The organism is Caldalkalibacillus uzonensis (assembly GCF_030814135.1).
Taxonomy (GTDB): Bacteria; Bacillota; Bacilli; order Caldalkalibacillales; family Caldalkalibacillaceae; genus Caldalkalibacillus; species Caldalkalibacillus uzonensis.
In genome coordinates, this window is sequence record NZ_JAUSUQ010000016.1 from 1 (window position 1) to 16138 (window position 16138).

14 protein-coding genes, 1 rRNA gene, 1 other RNA gene and 1 riboswitch are annotated in these 16138 nt (G+C 46.8%); of the genes, 15 read left to right on the top strand and 1 reads right to left on the bottom strand.

The genetic code is table 11. The features are described 5' to 3' along the window. Positions 1-94: ribosomal RNA gene (gene rrf, locus J2S00_RS16740) — 5S ribosomal RNA — on the top strand; the annotation flags it as partial. A 47-nt stretch (positions 95-141) separates the two neighbouring features. Here the strand turns inward: rrf and J2S00_RS16745 are convergent. Further along, complete coding sequence (locus J2S00_RS16745) at positions 142-1218, bottom strand: YaaC family protein (protein WP_307342480.1); 1077 nt, start codon at positions 1216-1218, stop codon at positions 142-144. Positions 1219-1412: 194 nt separating this feature from the next. Here J2S00_RS16745 and guaB point away from each other — a divergent pair, with 194 nt between their 5' ends. The 14 genes from guaB (at position 1413) to J2S00_RS16815 (ending at position 16100) form a co-directional block, all read left to right on the top strand. Next, positions 1413-2873, top strand: coding sequence for an IMP dehydrogenase (gene guaB / locus J2S00_RS16750; RefSeq protein ID WP_307342483.1), 1461 nt, complete (start codon positions 1413-1415; stop codon positions 2871-2873). Between the two features lie 221 nt (positions 2874-3094). Continuing rightward, a complete protein-coding gene (locus tag J2S00_RS16755; RefSeq protein ID WP_307342486.1) occupies positions 3095-4444 on the top strand; it encodes a D-alanyl-D-alanine carboxypeptidase family protein in 1350 nt (449 codons plus the stop codon). Positions 4445-4457: 13 nt separating this feature from the next. Next, the gene (locus tag J2S00_RS16760; RefSeq protein ID WP_307342489.1) at positions 4458-4607 is read left to right on the top strand and encodes a DUF2621 family protein; all 150 of its coding nucleotides are present in this window, start codon (positions 4458-4460) and stop codon (positions 4605-4607) included. Between the two features lie 106 nt (positions 4608-4713). Then, on the top strand, positions 4714-5598 hold the full coding sequence (pdxS, locus tag J2S00_RS16765; protein ID WP_307342492.1) for a pyridoxal 5'-phosphate synthase lyase subunit PdxS: 885 nt from the start codon (positions 4714-4716) through the stop codon (positions 5596-5598). Positions 5599-5616: 18 nt separating this feature from the next. After that, positions 5617-6213 (top strand): pyridoxal 5'-phosphate synthase glutaminase subunit PdxT, encoded by a 597-nt coding sequence (gene pdxT, locus J2S00_RS16770; RefSeq protein ID WP_307342495.1) that lies wholly within the window; start codon positions 5617-5619, stop codon positions 6211-6213. Between the two features lie 68 nt (positions 6214-6281). Next, entirely contained in the window at positions 6282-7556 is a 1275-nt protein-coding gene (serS, locus tag J2S00_RS16775; protein ID WP_307342498.1) for a serine--tRNA ligase, read from the top strand. A 285-nt stretch (positions 7557-7841) separates the two neighbouring features. After that, positions 7842-8804 carry an ABC transporter ATP-binding protein gene (locus J2S00_RS16780; RefSeq protein ID WP_307342500.1) on the top strand — a complete coding sequence of 321 codons (963 nt, stop codon included), beginning with the start codon at positions 7842-7844 and terminating at the stop codon, positions 8802-8804. Positions 8805-8818: 14 nt separating this feature from the next. Continuing rightward, complete coding sequence (locus tag J2S00_RS16785) at positions 8819-9835, top strand: ABC transporter ATP-binding protein (RefSeq protein WP_307342503.1); 1017 nt, start codon at positions 8819-8821, stop codon at positions 9833-9835. Positions 9836-10006: 171 nt separating this feature from the next. Next, a complete protein-coding gene (locus tag J2S00_RS16790; RefSeq protein ID WP_307342506.1) occupies positions 10007-11653 on the top strand; it encodes a peptide-binding protein in 1647 nt (548 codons plus the stop codon). A gap of 83 nt (positions 11654-11736) precedes the next feature. Beyond that, a complete protein-coding gene (locus tag J2S00_RS16795) occupies positions 11737-12684 on the top strand; it encodes an ABC transporter permease (RefSeq protein ID WP_307342509.1) in 948 nt (315 codons plus the stop codon). 15 nt (positions 12685-12699) lie between these two features. Further along, entirely contained in the window at positions 12700-13623 is a 924-nt protein-coding gene (gene opp4C / locus J2S00_RS16800; RefSeq protein WP_307342512.1) for an oligopeptide ABC transporter permease, read from the top strand. A 49-nt stretch (positions 13624-13672) separates the two neighbouring features. Further along, positions 13673-14206 (top strand): tRNA adenosine(34) deaminase TadA, encoded by a 534-nt coding sequence (gene tadA / locus J2S00_RS16805; protein ID WP_307342514.1) that lies wholly within the window; start codon positions 13673-13675, stop codon positions 14204-14206. An 82-nt stretch (positions 14207-14288) separates the two neighbouring features. Beyond that, positions 14289-14553, top strand: an RNA gene (gene ffs, locus J2S00_RS16810) — signal recognition particle sRNA large type. A 141-nt stretch (positions 14554-14694) separates the two neighbouring features. Continuing rightward, positions 14695-14780: riboswitch (cyclic di-GMP riboswitch) on the top strand. A 171-nt stretch (positions 14781-14951) separates the two neighbouring features. After that, positions 14952-16100 (top strand): ATP-binding protein, encoded by a 1149-nt coding sequence (locus J2S00_RS16815; protein ID WP_307342516.1) that lies wholly within the window; start codon positions 14952-14954, stop codon positions 16098-16100. Positions 16101-16138: the final 38 nt, after the last annotated feature.

Genomic DNA, 16138 nt, shown 5'->3' on the forward strand with positions numbered 1-16138 from the left:
CACACCCGTTCCCATGCCGAACACGGAAGTTAAGCCCTCCAGCGCCGATGGTACTTGGGGCGAGAGCCCCCGGGAGAGTAGGACGTTGCCAGGCTATTCAAAAAGACGATTTTGAAGACAGCCCAGTATAGGCTGTCTTTTTTAATACATAAGATGAGATTCAGGTTGAAACAACAGACATTCACCAAATAAATAATTCAGCACAAGATTGGGGTATTTACGAAAAACAAGTGTTAAAAATTCATCAATCAAATACAGCTCTGAAGAACTGAAGGAGAACAGGAGGTCACCCCATGCTTCTGTATCATAACGGCACAGCATGCTTAAGATATACATGATCATATGGTAAATGATTAATTCATGGTTGAACGATTTGACAGCTCCAAGGTACAAATAAAACTGACCTTGATAATCAGAGCATAAACGGGGATGTATCCCTGCTTTGGCCTGCAAATCTTCCCAGTGTACCATTGTCCTGCCATCTCCTTTTTCCTGTGATACAAACAAGTACAGTACGACACAATCATTTTCTTGAGCAATACGTACAATTTTACTATCCTCTCCCAGCACTTGGTGCAAGTGGGATACATCGATATTGATTGAGCGGAGAATTCTCTGTTTTATTTTTATTGGACATATATTTTCTTTAAACAGAGTTGCCCTGTCAGGCATTTCAACAGGAATAAATGTCTGTCTTTGAAACAGAAGGCAATAACTGTTTTGGAGTTCAGGACATTGACTAAGTAAAGTTTTCACTTTATATTTTTCATTAATAACCAACGGTTGCTTTAACACAGTTTTAGCGAAGCAGGGTAACAGACCGTCTTTTTGCACTTTAACCTCATCATCGCTAAACAGGTAATTCATCTTTTTCTTTTTACGAGTCGTCAGGCCATGTTGAAGAACACTTGTTGTTTTTGGATAATCCGGATCATGCAGTAGAATAAGGGTTTTTTTAAAGCTGGTCATGCCATAAAAAAGCAATAGGGGTTTCACCATGATCGAGCTTTTTTCCGCCTCATTAAAATAAGTGACTCCCTGCTTGATGAAATAGATCAATTTGTGCGTATTGGCATATGCTAAACGTTCCGCTTCTTTTTCATCAGTCAGCTGTTTATAACTTTGAAAGAGGTATTGTTTGGCCTGGATTTCGTTTCCAAAGAACAGAAAAAGTTGCTTCATTTTTGTCCAGGGACAATCGCTCATCATCACCTTCATCTGCTCCACTCCTCATCGGCCGGCTGCATGGTAGACTGAATTTATGGCATATCCATAGCTTGTGACAATGAAGGACATCTTAAAATTGGTAAGTCCGTTTCGCTTGACTGACTCCCAAGCTTTTGTTAAACTGACATCAATTTTTAAAGGACAGGTTTTTTAAGCAGGGGAAAAATGAAGAAAGGACGATCAGCATGTGGGAAGACAAATTTGCCAAAGAAGGCCTAACCTTTGACGATGTCTTGCTGTTACCGGCTAAATCTGAGGTGTTGCCCAGGGACGTCAGTGTTAAAACAAAATTAAGTGAGAAGTTAACCCTTAATATTCCCATTCTCAGTGCGGCCATGGACACGGTGACCGAGGCGGAAATGGCCATTGCCATGGCCCGGCAGGGTGGTTTGGGTATTATTCACAAAAATTTATCCATTGAAGAGCAAGCAGAACATGTGGATCGTGTCAAACGCTCCGAGAGCGGAGTGATTACCAAGCCGTTTTACCTTACACCTGATCATCAGGTCTATGATGCAGAGCACTTAATGAGCAAATACCGCATCTCTGGTGTTCCCATTGTAGATGAACACACGCGTCTGGTCGGTATCATTACCAACCGTGACTTGCGTTTTGTGCGGGATTATTCCATCAAGATCGGTGAAGTGATGACCAAGGAAAATCTGGTCACTGCTCCGGTAGGCACCACGCTCGAAGAAGCAGAAAAAATACTGCAGCAGCATAAGATCGAAAAACTGCCCTTGGTGGATGACAATTATGTGCTCAAAGGATTAATTACCATCAAGGATATTGAGAAGGCGATACAGTTCCCCAATGCAGCCAAGGACAGCAAGGGTCGTCTTGTTGTCGGAGCGGCGGTTGGCGTATCCGCAGAGACGGACAAGCGTGCTGCGGCCCTGGTGGAGGCGGGAGTTGACGTCCTTGTTGTTGACACAGCCCATGGCCATTCTGCCGGTGTATTGGAGACGGTTCGACGTTTGCGCCACAACTACCCTGAGTTGGATATTATGGCCGGTAATGTGGCCACAGCAGAAGCGACGCGGGATTTGATTGAAGCAGGTGCCAATATTGTTAAAGTGGGTATCGGACCGGGATCAATCTGTACAACACGGGTGATTGCCGGCATTGGAGTGCCGCAGATTACCGCGGTTTACGATTGTGCCAGAGCTGCCCAGGAATACAATGTACCGATTATTGCTGATGGCGGTATTAAATACTCTGGAGATATCACCAAAGCGATCGCGGCCGGGGCCTCTGCTGTGATGTTGGGCAGTTTATTGGCTGGAGTATCGGAAACACCAGGTGAATTTGAAATTTTCCAAGGGCGCCGGTTTAAGGTCTACCGGGGAATGGGCTCCTTAGGGGCGATGCAAGCGGGGAGCAAGGACCGCTACTTCCAGGAAAACGAGCAAAAGCTGGTGCCGGAGGGAATTGAAGGCCGTGTCCCGTATAAAGGGCCGCTGGCCGACACGCTTCATCAGCTGGTGGGCGGTCTGAGAGCAGGTATGGGTTATTGCGGCACACCAACAATTGAAGATCTGATCAAAAACGGCCGTTTTATCCGCATCACGACGGCCAGTTTAAGAGAATCACATCCCCACGACGTACAAATTACGAAAGAGGCACCAAATTACTCTTTATCCTAGTGTATCGACCTGTATCTTATAGGGAGTCCTGCAAAATATCGAAAACACAAACAAAGAAAAACCGGTCATAAGTTAAAGTTTACTGACGAAAAAGATAGGAGCAATGTGTCTGACTTAAGACATATTTTTCCTATCTTTTTCTATGTTCTTTTTGCTTGTTTGCCGTTATGATAGAATGTAGTTGTTATATATTAGGGTTGAATAGGGGTGTATGGCATAAGATGGCGCAGTTGAAAAAAGCAATAATCATTGGTCTTATTCTTAGTTTATTGGGCACCTTGGCCATAGGCGGCGTACCGGCTGATGCCCAGGGACATTTTGATGTGAATGCCGAATCAGCGATCCTGGTGGATGCCAAGACCGGGGCGATTTTATTTGAGAAAAATGCAGATGTCGCCCTGCCGCCAGCCAGCATGAGTAAAATGATGACCGAATACCTTGTCTTGGAAGCGCTGAGCGAAGGACAGTTTAGCTGGGATACGGTTGTGACAGCCAGTGACTATGCTCACTATTTGGGTGCCTTGGATGGCACGTCGCGTGTCTGGCTGGCCTTGGGTGAAGAGCGAAGCGTGGAAGAATTGTACACAGCGATGGCGGTCTATTCAGCCAACGATGCCACGGTTGCGCTGGCTGAGCTGGTGGCGGGCAGTGAGGAACGTTTTGTGCAAATGATGAATGAAAAAGCAGCTGAGCTGGGTATGACAAATTCTACTTTTGTCAACTCAACAGGGTTACCTAACCGCCTGCTGGGGCAGTATATGCATACGGGTCAACCTGAAGACGAGAATGCCATGTCGGCTCGTGACACGGCCATTTTAGCCCAAGCGTTGGTCAGAGATTATCCTGAAGTCTTGCGTTTTTCCTCCATTCCGGTCGTCGAGCCAGGGGAAGAAGAGGGACATTTTCCTGTTCGCTTGCTGAACTTCAATTGGATGCTGGAAGGTCACCCTCAACTAGATGCCAAACCCCATGCCTATCAAGGGTTGGATGGCCTCAAAACAGGGTATACGGAGCTTGCCGGTTACTGCTTTACGGGAACAGCGGAGCGGGAAGGCATACGCCTGATCAGTGTGGTGATGCGGACCGAGTCGATGAGCTCCCGTTTCCAAGAAACACGGAAACTCTTGGATTACGGGTTTAACAACTTTAACTATCACACCTTTGCTGAAGAAGGAGACACCATTGAAGAATTTGAAGTACTTCCCGTGGCCAAAGGTAAGCAAAAGGAGGTGCCAGTCGCTTTAGGCGCCTCCCTGGAGATGCTGATTCATGAGGATGATCAGGAGGCCTACAACATTGATGTGGTTCTCCACCCGGATGTCATCAATGATGAAGGGGTGCTTGAAGCGCCTTTAGCTGAAGGGGATATTGTGGGTTATGCCCGGCTGGTATATACAGGATCAAACAACTATGGTCTGTTGCAAGGGGAAGACACACTTGAAGCCCCCCTTGTGGCTATGGAAGACGTGGACAAAGCAGGATGGATACGTATGATGATGCGGGGAATCGGGGGCTTTTTCTCCGGCGTTTGGACAAGTGTGGTTGACGGGGTCAAAAACTGGTTTTCCTGAGGTGGTGAGTACGATGGAACAAGAAAGCTTACCGCTGGCTTGGCAATATCTGGTGGTTATTATTCCTACCATCGTGGTGATCATGATTCTGATCGGCGGCTTCTTTATGTTCCGCAAATTCTTGTCCAAATGGCCCAAAAAAGACCACCATCACAAGCGGTAGTTTGTACTTTTAAACAGGGTATTGTACAATATAATATTAGATTTATAATGCATAATAAAGTGTCCAAACAAGTACAAATGAACTGGGACAGACAGGGGGAAACAAGATGCAAGAGTTAGGTACAGACCGAGTCAAACGGGGTATGGCGGAAATGCAAAAAGGTGGCGTCATCATGGACGTCGTCAATGCCGAACAGGCCAAAATCGCTGAAGAAGCAGGAGCCGTAGCCGTCATGGCCTTGGAACGCGTTCCGGCAGATATCCGGGCAGCGGGCGGTGTGGCCCGCATGGCTGATCCTACGGTGATTGAGGAAGTGATGAATGCTGTCAGCATTCCAGTGATGGCTAAAGCCCGCATCGGCCATTATGTGGAAGCGAAAGTATTGGAAGCTCTGGGTGTGGACTACATTGATGAAAGTGAAGTCTTAACCCCTGCTGACGAAGAATTCCATATTGACAAACGTCAATTTACCGTACCTTTTGTCTGCGGTGCCCGTGACCTTGGTGAAGCACTGCGCCGCATTGGTGAGGGGGCTTCCATGATTCGGACTAAAGGCGAGCCGGGCACAGGCAATATTGTGGAAGCGGTTCGTCATATGCGCAAGATGCAGGCTCAAATTCGCAAAGTGAAAGGCATGTCTAAAGATGAATTGATGACAGAGGCCAAACAACTGGGAGCTCCTTACGATCTAGTGCTTTATGTTCATGAGCATGGCCGCCTGCCTGTCGTCAACTTTGCCGCCGGTGGTGTAGCGACACCGGCTGACGCCGCGCTGATGATGCACTTAGGCTCTGATGGCGTCTTTGTCGGCTCTGGTATCTTCAAATCGGAGAACCCTGAAAAATATGCCAAAGCGATCGTTGAGGCCACAACCCACTATGAGGACTATGAACTGATTGGCCATCTGTCCAAAAACCTGGGCACGGCCATGACCGGCATCGATATTGCCACTTTGGAAGCCAAAGACCGCATGCAAGAGCGCGGTTGGTAAGAGATGAGGGATAGCAGCATGAAGGTGGGCGTTTTAGCGTTACAGGGTGCCGTCCGGGAACATATGAACATACTTGAAAAGTGCGGGGCAGAGCCTGTAGCGGTTAAAAAGGTGGAGCAACTTGATGATATCTTTGGCCTGATTATTCCCGGAGGGGAAAGCACCACCATTGGCAAATTGATTCGTCATTACGGCTTCCATGAACCTTTAATGGATAAGGGACAAAATGGTTTTCCTTTATTTGGCACCTGCGCAGGTCTGATTGTATTGGCCAAAACGATTGAAGGGTCGGAACAGCCACATTTGCCTTTGATGGATATCCATGTTCAGCGCAATGCCTTTGGCCGGCAGCGTGAAAGTTTTGAGACAGATCTTCAAATTGACGGGGTAGGGGATACCTTTCGGGCTGTCTTTATCCGTGCACCTTTGATTGTAGAGGCCGGGGAAGGTGTCCAAGTGTTGGCCCGGCACAATGGCCAAATTGTGGCTGCCCGTCAAAACAATCTGTTGGCCGCTTCTTTCCATCCTGAATTAACGGAGGATACCCGTTTTCATCACTATTTTTTGCAAATGGTTAAGGCCTATCAGCACAAACAGCCGGTTGAACTGACATAAAATCAGCAGGGCGGCGGTACGGGCAGTGCCTGCACCTCCGTCCTTTTGTACATAAGGAGTGAATGATAGTGTTAGATGTAAAACGGCTGCGAACCGATTTTGAAGCGATTAAAGCACGCTTGCAAACCAAAGGGGAAGATTTGAGCGAACTGGAGCGTTTTCCCCAAGTGGATGAAAAACGGCGGCAACTGATTCAAGAGGTAGAAGAGCTGAAAAGCAAGCGTAATACTGTCTCACAGGAAATCGGACGTTTGAAAATGGAGAAGAAAGAAGCCAACCATCTGATTCAGGAGATGCAGGAAGTTAATCAGCGCATTAGACAATTGGACGATGAACTTCGTCAGGTGGAGCAGGAATTGGAAGCCATTTTACTGTGCCTGCCCAATCTTCCCCATGAAAGTGTGCCGGTGGGCAGCTCGGAAGAAGAGAATCAGCTGGTACGTACGTGGGGAACAAAACCGGAATGGGACTTTGAACCCAAACCCCACTGGGAAATTGCGGAGAACCTGGGCATTGTGGATACTGAAGCAGCGGGAAAAGTGGCAGGTTCACGCTTTGTGTTTCTGAAAAGGCAGGGTGCCCGGCTGGAGCGGGCGCTGATCAACTTTATGCTTGATGTACATATTGAACAGCACGGTTACGAAGAAATGTGGCCGCCGTATATGGTGCACAGAAACAGCATGACAGGGACCGGACAATTGCCCAAGTTTGAGGAAGATGCCTTTAAGGTGGCTGATACCGACTTTTTCCTGATCCCTACAGCAGAGGTTCCTGTGACCAATTACCACCGGGATCAGATTTTAACAGCAGAAGACATTCCCAAAGCCTATGCAGCGTATAGTGCCTGTTTCCGTTCTGAAGCTGGGTCCGCCGGGCGGGACACCCGGGGCTTGATTCGCCTGCACCAGTTTAACAAAGTGGAGTTGGTCCGTTTTGTTAAGCCGGAAGATTCTTATGCTGAGCTGGAAAAGTTGACTGCCCATGCTGAAAAGGTATTGCAGCTTTTAGGCCTTCCCTATCGTGTCATGGAGATGTGCACGGGAGATCTTGGTTTTACTGCAGCCAAAAAATATGATCTGGAGGTCTGGCTGCCTGCAGCTGATACTTACCGTGAAATCTCGTCCTGCAGTAATTTTGAAGATTTCCAGGCCAGACGGGCCAACATCCGCTTCCGGCGGGAGCCCAAAGCCAAACCTGAATTTGTGCATACATTAAACGGCTCTGGGCTGGCTATAGGACGTACTGTGGCTGCCATCCTGGAAAATTACCAGGAACGGGATGGCCGCGTGCGGATTCCTGCTGCTTTAAGACCCTATATGGGCAATAGGACTCATCTGGAATAAGCTGACTAAAAAGCACATAAAATGACTCTACCCTTTATAAAAAAACACCAAAAGGTGGAGAATGGGCTCCCCTTTTGGTGTTTTTTGTCACTATTTGGCCTCACAGCGTCATTGACACCACCAATGTATCTAGGTAAAATACATGTGAACTACTGACAATATAGTAAATTTACAGAGAACAAGCTGATTTAACCCGATTATTAATTCTTTGTTATGTATATACAGGATGAACAGTTGAATAAATATATACAGCACGAGGCGGTAAGAAGGTGGTGGATGCACAACATGTCAGCATTATTGGAAGTAAGAAATCTTAAAACTTATTTCTACAATAGGAAGAAAGAATTACCAATCATTGATGGCATTGATTTTGACGTGAACAGAGGAGAAACGGTGGCCCTGGTCGGAGAGTCTGGTTCAGGCAAAAGCATGACAGCGTTTTCAATCATGAGGCTGTTGCCTTCCCCAGGTGGGAAAATCGTCGAGGGCCAAATTCTGTTTGAGGGGCAAGATCTTGTCCAGCTGAGTGAAGAAGATATGTTTAAAGTGCGAGGTAATGATATTGCCATGATATTTCAGGAGCCCATGACCTCCTTGAATCCCGTGCTGACAATTGGTGAACAAATTACCGAAGTACTGCGCTACCACAAAAAAATGGAGAAGAAAGCAGCCAGGGAGCGAGCTGTGGAACTTCTAAAATTGGTCGGTTTTGGACGGGCTGAGCAAATCCTGGGTGATTATCCGCACCGTTTGTCTGGCGGCATGAGGCAGCGGGTGATGATTGCCATGGCCATGAGCTGTGATCCTAAATTACTCATTGCCGATGAGCCGACAACGGCCTTGGATGTGACGATTCAAGCACAAATATTAGAATTAATGAAAAAAGTGTCAGAAGAATTCGACTCATCGATTATTTTGATTACCCATGATTTAGGGGTTGTGGCCGAATTGGCCGAGCGGGTCATTGTCATGTATGCAGGCCAAATCCAGGAAGAAGCCCCGGTTAAAGCGTTGTTTAACAACCCTCTACATCCCTATACATTTGGTTTGCTGGCTTCAATGCCATCCATTGAAGGTGGGTCAAAACGCTTGTACTCCATTCCAGGCAACGTCCCCTCCCCGGAAAATTTTCCCACAGGTTGCCGCTTTGCTCCTCGCTGTGCCAAAGCGATAGAAGCCTGCTATAAGACGCAGCCTGAGCTGAGAGAGATAGAACCAGGGCATAAAGTACGCTGTCATTTGTGCTAGGAAGGAGTGCACCGATGACGACACAAACACAAAGCCACGAGCCGCAAACAGCGCCAGAGTCAAAGCGATTATTGGAAGTACGCCATCTTAAAAAGCACTTCCCGGTCAAAGCCGGGGTCTTGCAGCGTACGGTCGGTTATATCAAAGCTGTTGATGATGTCAGTTTTCACATTGACCAGGGTGAAACGCTGGGCTTGGTGGGCGAATCCGGGTGTGGGAAATCTACCACGGGGCGAACGATTATCCGCTTGTATGAGCCGACCAGTGGCCAGATTATTTTTGGCGGACAGGATATTTCCCATCTAAGTGAGCGTCAGTTGCGTTCCATCCGGCAGGACATTCAAATGGTGTACCAAGATCCGTTTTCCTCTCTTAATCCGCGCAAAACGATCGGTACCATTTTGGAAGAGCCTTTCTCCGTTCACCGCTTGTACAGCAAAAAAGAGCGACAGGAGCGGGTGGAGGCGCTTTTGGAAAAAGTAGGTTTGAACCCCAGCTGGCGCAACCGTTATCCCCATGAATTTTCAGGAGGCCAACGGCAGCGCATCGGGATAGCCCGCGCCTTGACACTTCAACCCAAACTGATTATTGCCGATGAGCCTGTCTCCGCTTTAGATGTGTCCATTCAAGCCCAGGTGCTTAATTTGTTTGAAGATTTGCAGGATGAATTTAAACTGACCTACTTGTTTATTTCCCATGATTTAGGGGTCGTGAAACATATTTGTGATCGTGTCGGAGTGATGTATTTGGGTAAATTGATGGAGATTGCCGATAAAAACAGCTTATATGACGAGCCGCTGCATCCCTATACCCAAGCCTTATTGTCAGCTGTTCCACGGCCCAATCCAAACATTAAGAAAAGAGAGCGCATTATTTTGAAGGGGGATGTACCCAGTCCGGTTAATCCGCCTGCAGGCTGTGTGTTTCATACCCGCTGTCCAATGGCGACGGATCATTGTAAAACCAATGTCCCAGAGATGCATGAAGTTAAACCGGGGCATTTTGTGGCTTGTCATCTGTATCATGAATAGGCAACGCAATCATCGCTAGCCAGCACTTACTGAGTGAGATTCATTCTCATGCTTGGCTTTGCTAAAGGGGGGATGCCGTTTTCGCCAGACAGGTTCATTTGGGAATAACTTAATATTTGTGAATTCATCAGGTGGACAATTCATCGAGACTTCAAGAAGGGGGAAGTACGTGTGAAACTGAACAAACGCTTTATCATTCTGCTTGGTTTAATGCTCATTTTCTCCATGGCACTTGTGGCCTGCAGGGGGGAGGAAGGGACGGCTCCTAAGGACGATACGACTGGGGAAGCTAAAGAGGAAGCACAGGGAGAGGCGGCTGATGAACCTCAGTACGGCGGTGACCTGATCTACGGCCAAATCGGTAACCCGCAAGTGTTAAACCCAATGTATTCTCAGGATGCTGCCAGTGGTAACATTGAGGACTTGATCTTTGCTGGTTTGATGCGTACTAACGAAGAACTTGAAATGGTCCCCCATCTCGGTGAACCTGTAGAGGTGTCCGAAGACGGGCTGGAACATGTCTATCGTTTTTATAAAGGTGTTAAATGGCATGATGGTGAAGAAGTGACAGCGGATGACGTTGTCTTTACGTTCAGTATTCCTTTGCATGAAGATTATGACGGCCCGCGCAAATCTTATTTTGAGAATCTGGAATCCGTAGAGAAAATTGATGACTACACTGTAAAGTTTATCCTTAAAAGACCGGATGCGGCTTGGCCCGTTAATGCAGGATGGCCCTTGTTACCTGAACATATTCTTGGTGATGTGTCTGTCGCAGAGCTTGGCGAGCATACATTTAACCGCGATCCCATCGGTGCCGGTCCGTTTAAATTTGATGAGTGGGTTGAAGGGCAATATGTCCGTTTGGTGGCCCATGAAGACTACTTTGAAGGACGTCCGTACTTAGATAGCATTACTGTCAAAATCACTGGCGATACCAACGCCCAAGTACTGCAACTACAAACAGGAGATATTGATATGGGAGTATTCCCGTCAGAAGAATTTGCCACCGTTGAAACCTTTGATCATGTCAAGATTAGCCAAGTCTTACGTTATGCCTATAACTTCTTTGGCTTTAACTTCCGAAATGAGTTTTTCCAAGATCACAAAGTACGTCAAGCCTTTGCCTATGCCATTGATCGGCAAGCGATTATTGATGTTACTTTGGAGGGATACGGTGAAGTGGCTCATGGCCCTGTCAGTCCCTTAAGCTGGGCCTGGACGGATGACCTCACTGTCTATGAATATGATCCTGGAAAAGCTAAAACATTGTTAGCCGAGGCTGGCTGGGAGCCAGGTCCTGACGGTATCCTTGTAAAGGATGGCCAGAAATTTGAGATTGAAATTTTGTATAACGAGGAGAGTAATGCCCGTCGCACCACAGCGGTGATTATTCAGGATCAATTAGCTGAAATCGGTATCAAAGCGACTCCAAAATCACTGGAGTGGGGGGCTTTCGTGGATACCATCAATCCGCCTAGGCATGAATTTGACACGATTATCCTGAGCTGGAACTTGGGTACTGACCCCAACCCCTACCATATCTTCCACTCCGGGCAAATTGATGAAGGCTTAAACTATGGCAGTTACGTAAACGAAGAATTGGATCAGCTCATGGAAGCAGTTAATCTAGAAATGGATGAAGCCAAGCGCACAGAAAAACTGCACGAAATCTTTAAAATCTTGTCTGAAGACTTGCCTTATGTCTTCCTAAATTATCCCATGGAAAATGTGGCGTATCCGATCAACTTGCATGGCTTTATCCACCATCCTAGTGTACCGTTCTACAAAGCAGACGATTGGTGGCTTGAACAGTAATCTTAGTGAAACAAAAGAGAGTGGGGGGTTTTCACTCCCCACTCTTTTCCCCAAGACAAGCTGGACAGTAAAGGGTGCTAGAGATGACATCATATATCTTACGCCGTTTAGTCATGACCATTCCCATTTTAATTGGCATCTCCATTCTTAGTTTTGCCATTATGTACTTGGCACCTGGGGACCCGGCCAGCATGCTGATTGATCCAAACATTAAACCAGAAGACCTGGAACGTATGTCTGAGCGGCTGGGATTAAATGATCCTCCTCATGTCCAATATATGAAATGGGTGGGTCATATTTTGCAGGGAGATCTAGGCACATCCTTTATTCAGCGTCGGCCGGTGAATGATATCATCATGGAGCGTTTGCCTAATACCCTGGTGTTGATGATTGCCTCCTCGTTGTTTGCCATTGTGTTGGCTATTCCCTTTGGGGTGTTATCGGCGACCCGGCAATACAGTGTACTGGATTACTCGGTAACCACTTTTTCTTTTATCGGTGTGGCAACACCTAACTTCTGGCTTGGGCTGATGTTGCTCATGATATTTTCCGTTCAATTGGGGTGGTTTCCGTCTGGAGGCATTCATACCATTAACGTACCATTCAGTATCTGGGACCGGATTCACCATTTGATTCTGCCCATGATTGTGCTGGGCAGCTATGATATGGCCAGTTTGATGCGCTACACCCGTTCCAGTATGCTGGACGTCATCCGTCAGGATTACATCCGTACGGCACGGGCCAAGGGATTTAGGGAAAGAACTGTTATTTACAAACACGGCTTGCGCAATGCCATGATTCCGGTGATTACGATTTTTGGTTTAATGTTGCCGACCTTTATCGGTGGTTCTGTCGTTGTGGAAACATTATTCAGTTGGCCAGGAATTGGTCAGTTGTTTATTAATTCAGTCGTTCAGCGTGACTACCCGGTCATTATGGCCTTAACCATGTTTAGTGCCGTTTTGGTTGTCATCGGCAATCTGCTGGCCGATATCTTCTATGCCATTGTTGACCCGCGCATAGAGTACTAGGAGGTGCAGTAAAAGATGTCCCAAATTCATCAACATCTGCCTGCTCCTGCTACAGCAGAAGACCCAAAAGCGGTCACAATAGGAGAGCGGCGTTCGCTATGGTTAATCATTATTTCCAGGTTTTTTCAGAATAAGTTGGCTGTGGCGGGGTTGGTATGTCTGATCCTCATTATTTTGGCGGTCAGTTTTGCGCCATATCTGACACCGTATGAGCCTCATAAGCAAGACTTAACCAACCGTTTGCAACCACCAAGTGCCGAACATTGGCTGGGTACAGACCATGTGGGACGTGATATTTTTACCCGAATCCTGTACGGCGGCCGGGTTTCCCTGATGGTCGGCTTCTCGGCCATGGCCATTATGATTACCATCGGCACCCTGGTCGGAGCTATCGCCGGATATTATGGGGGACGCATTGATGCCATCTTGATGCGCACTGTTGATGTTTTTATTTCATTTCCAAGCATTTTTCTTTTGATTACCTTGGTTGCCTTTCTTCAACCAGGCCTGAGCACTATTATCTTTGTGCTGGCTATCTTCGGTTGGATGGGAACAGCCCGCTTGGTGCGCGGAGAATTTCTAACTTTGAAAAAGCGTGAATTTGTCCTGGCGGCACGGACGACAGGCATGTCCAATGTGCGTATCATTTTTAGTCAAATTTTACCCAATGCCATGGGGCCGATTATTGTAGCTGCTACATTAGGAGTAGGTAGCATTATTATGACTGAATCAACACTAAGTTTCCTGGGATTAGGTGTTCAACCGCCTACACCAAGCTGGGGTAATATGTTGACCGATGCCCAAAGCGTGACCATTTTCCGCACAGCCTGGTGGTATCCAACTTTTCCGGGACTCATGATTTTAATTACGGTACTGGCCTTTAACTTTGTGGGGGAGGGTTTACGTGATGCCCTTGACCCGCGTGTGATTGAAAAATAGAATGAAAAGGACACATGTACAAGCCAGTCTTTAAAGGACGTGAGTAAGATTGCCGGGTCAAGAAGATCATGAAAAGTGGATGGAGCAAGCCATTCAACTGGCTAAGCGAGCGGAATCCCTGGGGGAGGTGCCCATTGGTGCTGTGATTGTCAAAGACGGTACCGTGATAGGCACAGGCTATAACCGGCGGGAGATTGACAAGAGCCCCTTAGCGCATGCCGAGATCATCGCCATCCAAGAGGCTTGTGAGCAGCTAGGGGGTTGGCGGTTAACAGGTTGTGATTTATACGTCACTTTAGAACCCTGTCCCATGTGTGCCGGGGCCATTGTTCAAGCGCGCATCAAGCGAGTGGTGTATGGTACGGAAGATCCAAAAGCGGGTTATGCAGGGACCCTGTACAACACACTGCAAGATGAACGCCTGAACCATCAGGTGGAGGTTATTGCCGGAGTCAGGAAAGAGGAATGTCAACATGTATTGAAAGACTTCTTCCGCCGTTTGCGGACAGCAAGGAAAGTTGCCAAACGCTTGCTCACTGATGCAGGTGATGGGCAACAATTGGGCCTGGAAGGAAAGGATTAACACTTGTGTAATGAGCTAGCTTTCGTTATAATGTTAGTTACAGTTGCCATGCAACTGTGTCCAAACATGTTTATAAAGTTTGCTGTGCTAGACGGGGAGGTAGCGGTGCCCTGTAACCCGCAATCCGCTATAGCGGGGTCGATGCCTATCTGAGGTTTGCACTATGTGAGGTCTGGCTCATGTACGCGGTGTTGACGAAAGGGTCCTATGCAACGGAAGCCCATGAACCCCGTCAGGTCCGGAAGGAAGCAGCGGTAAGTGGGTATCTCCGTGTGTTGTAGGGTAGCCTTTTCCGAGCTGGCGGCATGAGTACGCTTGGGTAGTGCTTATCGAGGATAGGTGCACAGCAGTTAACAAACACCTGCAAATAAGGTGTTTTTTCTTTTTTTAGAGGTAGCGTTTGGCCAAAATGAGGTTAATCGCTTTTTTATCAAGCTAAAGTTTTGTATAATCAAAAAACAAAGGAATACTGTGAATAAACAGTTAGATTGAGTGAAGGGCAAAGCTACGGAAACGTAGTGACGCAAAGCTACAGGGGCTAAGGTTATACCAACTAAGCCAGCCAGCTGCCGTTTAGGGAACATATCCTTTAAACGGATATGTTTTTTGTTTAGCCTAGCCCTTAGCGCCATGTCGAATTTTATGGTATCAGGGAGGATTTTAACCAATTAAACAAGAAGTAAATAGATTGATAATATACATATAATGGTTGACATCGGCCTGTCTAGGTTTTGCCCGTTATGCTATGTTAAATATTACTTATATTTCAGGGCTGGCCAACGGTGAGACCATCGTAAAGGTAGGGGTTCAGATGACGTCAAGCTCACATGGATTACCTTCTATTCTTCACGCCCTTTTTTCCGAACAGATCTTTAACAATGCTCACATTGGACTCATACTACTTAATGAACAGGGCCATATTGTCTCTATCACCAAAGCCGCCGCTAAAATAATGGGAGATGATCCCGAAGTTTTTATTGGTCAAAACATTTTCCATCTTTTTAAAAATATACCTGAAGGCCGGCAATTAATCTCCAAACGGGTCTTTGAGGGCGTGACGATTCGGAATCAGGCCATGACATGGCATAATGGCCAGTGTTACTATGAAATTCTGGTGGACAGTTTTCCGCTCATTGATGAGGCCGGCCACCAACAAGGTGCGTACATATTTATCAAAGATGTGACAAATTTGCGCTCTTTAGAAAATCAAATCCATCGCAACGAACGGCTGGCCATGATCGGACAAATGGCAGCAGGCACAGCCCATGAAATTCGCAATCCCTTAACCAGTATCCGCGGTTTTTTACAAATATTAAACAAGACTTTGAAGGAACGCAACATGATGCGGGAAGTTGAATATACCAACATCATGTTGGATGAAATTGACCGGATCAATCATCTGGTGGGCGAGTTTTTGTTACTGAGCAAATCACGGGAGACCCGCTACGAAAAAATCGATCTGGCCCTGCTGATGAAACAGTTTTTACCTATTATTCAAAATGAGGCTTTATTACACGGTATAGAAGTTCAAACCAAAGATTTTGACAATCTTCCGCCCATTGTGGGTGATAAGGAGCTGTTAAAACAAGTATTTCTCAATATTTGTAAAAATGCCATTGAAGCAATGGGCAACCAGGGGCGGTTGACTCTCTCCCATCACTTCTTACCAGAAGAACAAATGATCAGTATCAATATTAAGGATACAGGTCCAGGTATACCACCTTATGTGATTGATAAAATTTTTGAGCCGTTCTTTACGACCAAGGAGGAAGGGACGGGTTTAGGCCTTTCTGTTTGTCAGCGGATTATCCATGATATGGGGGGCAAAATACGGGTTTCATCCAAGGGCTATGGCACCACGTTTCATATTTGTATTCCGTATTTGGATGTCTGAAAGGGAGATAGGGTTTCTTTCTACGGACGGAGAGCCCT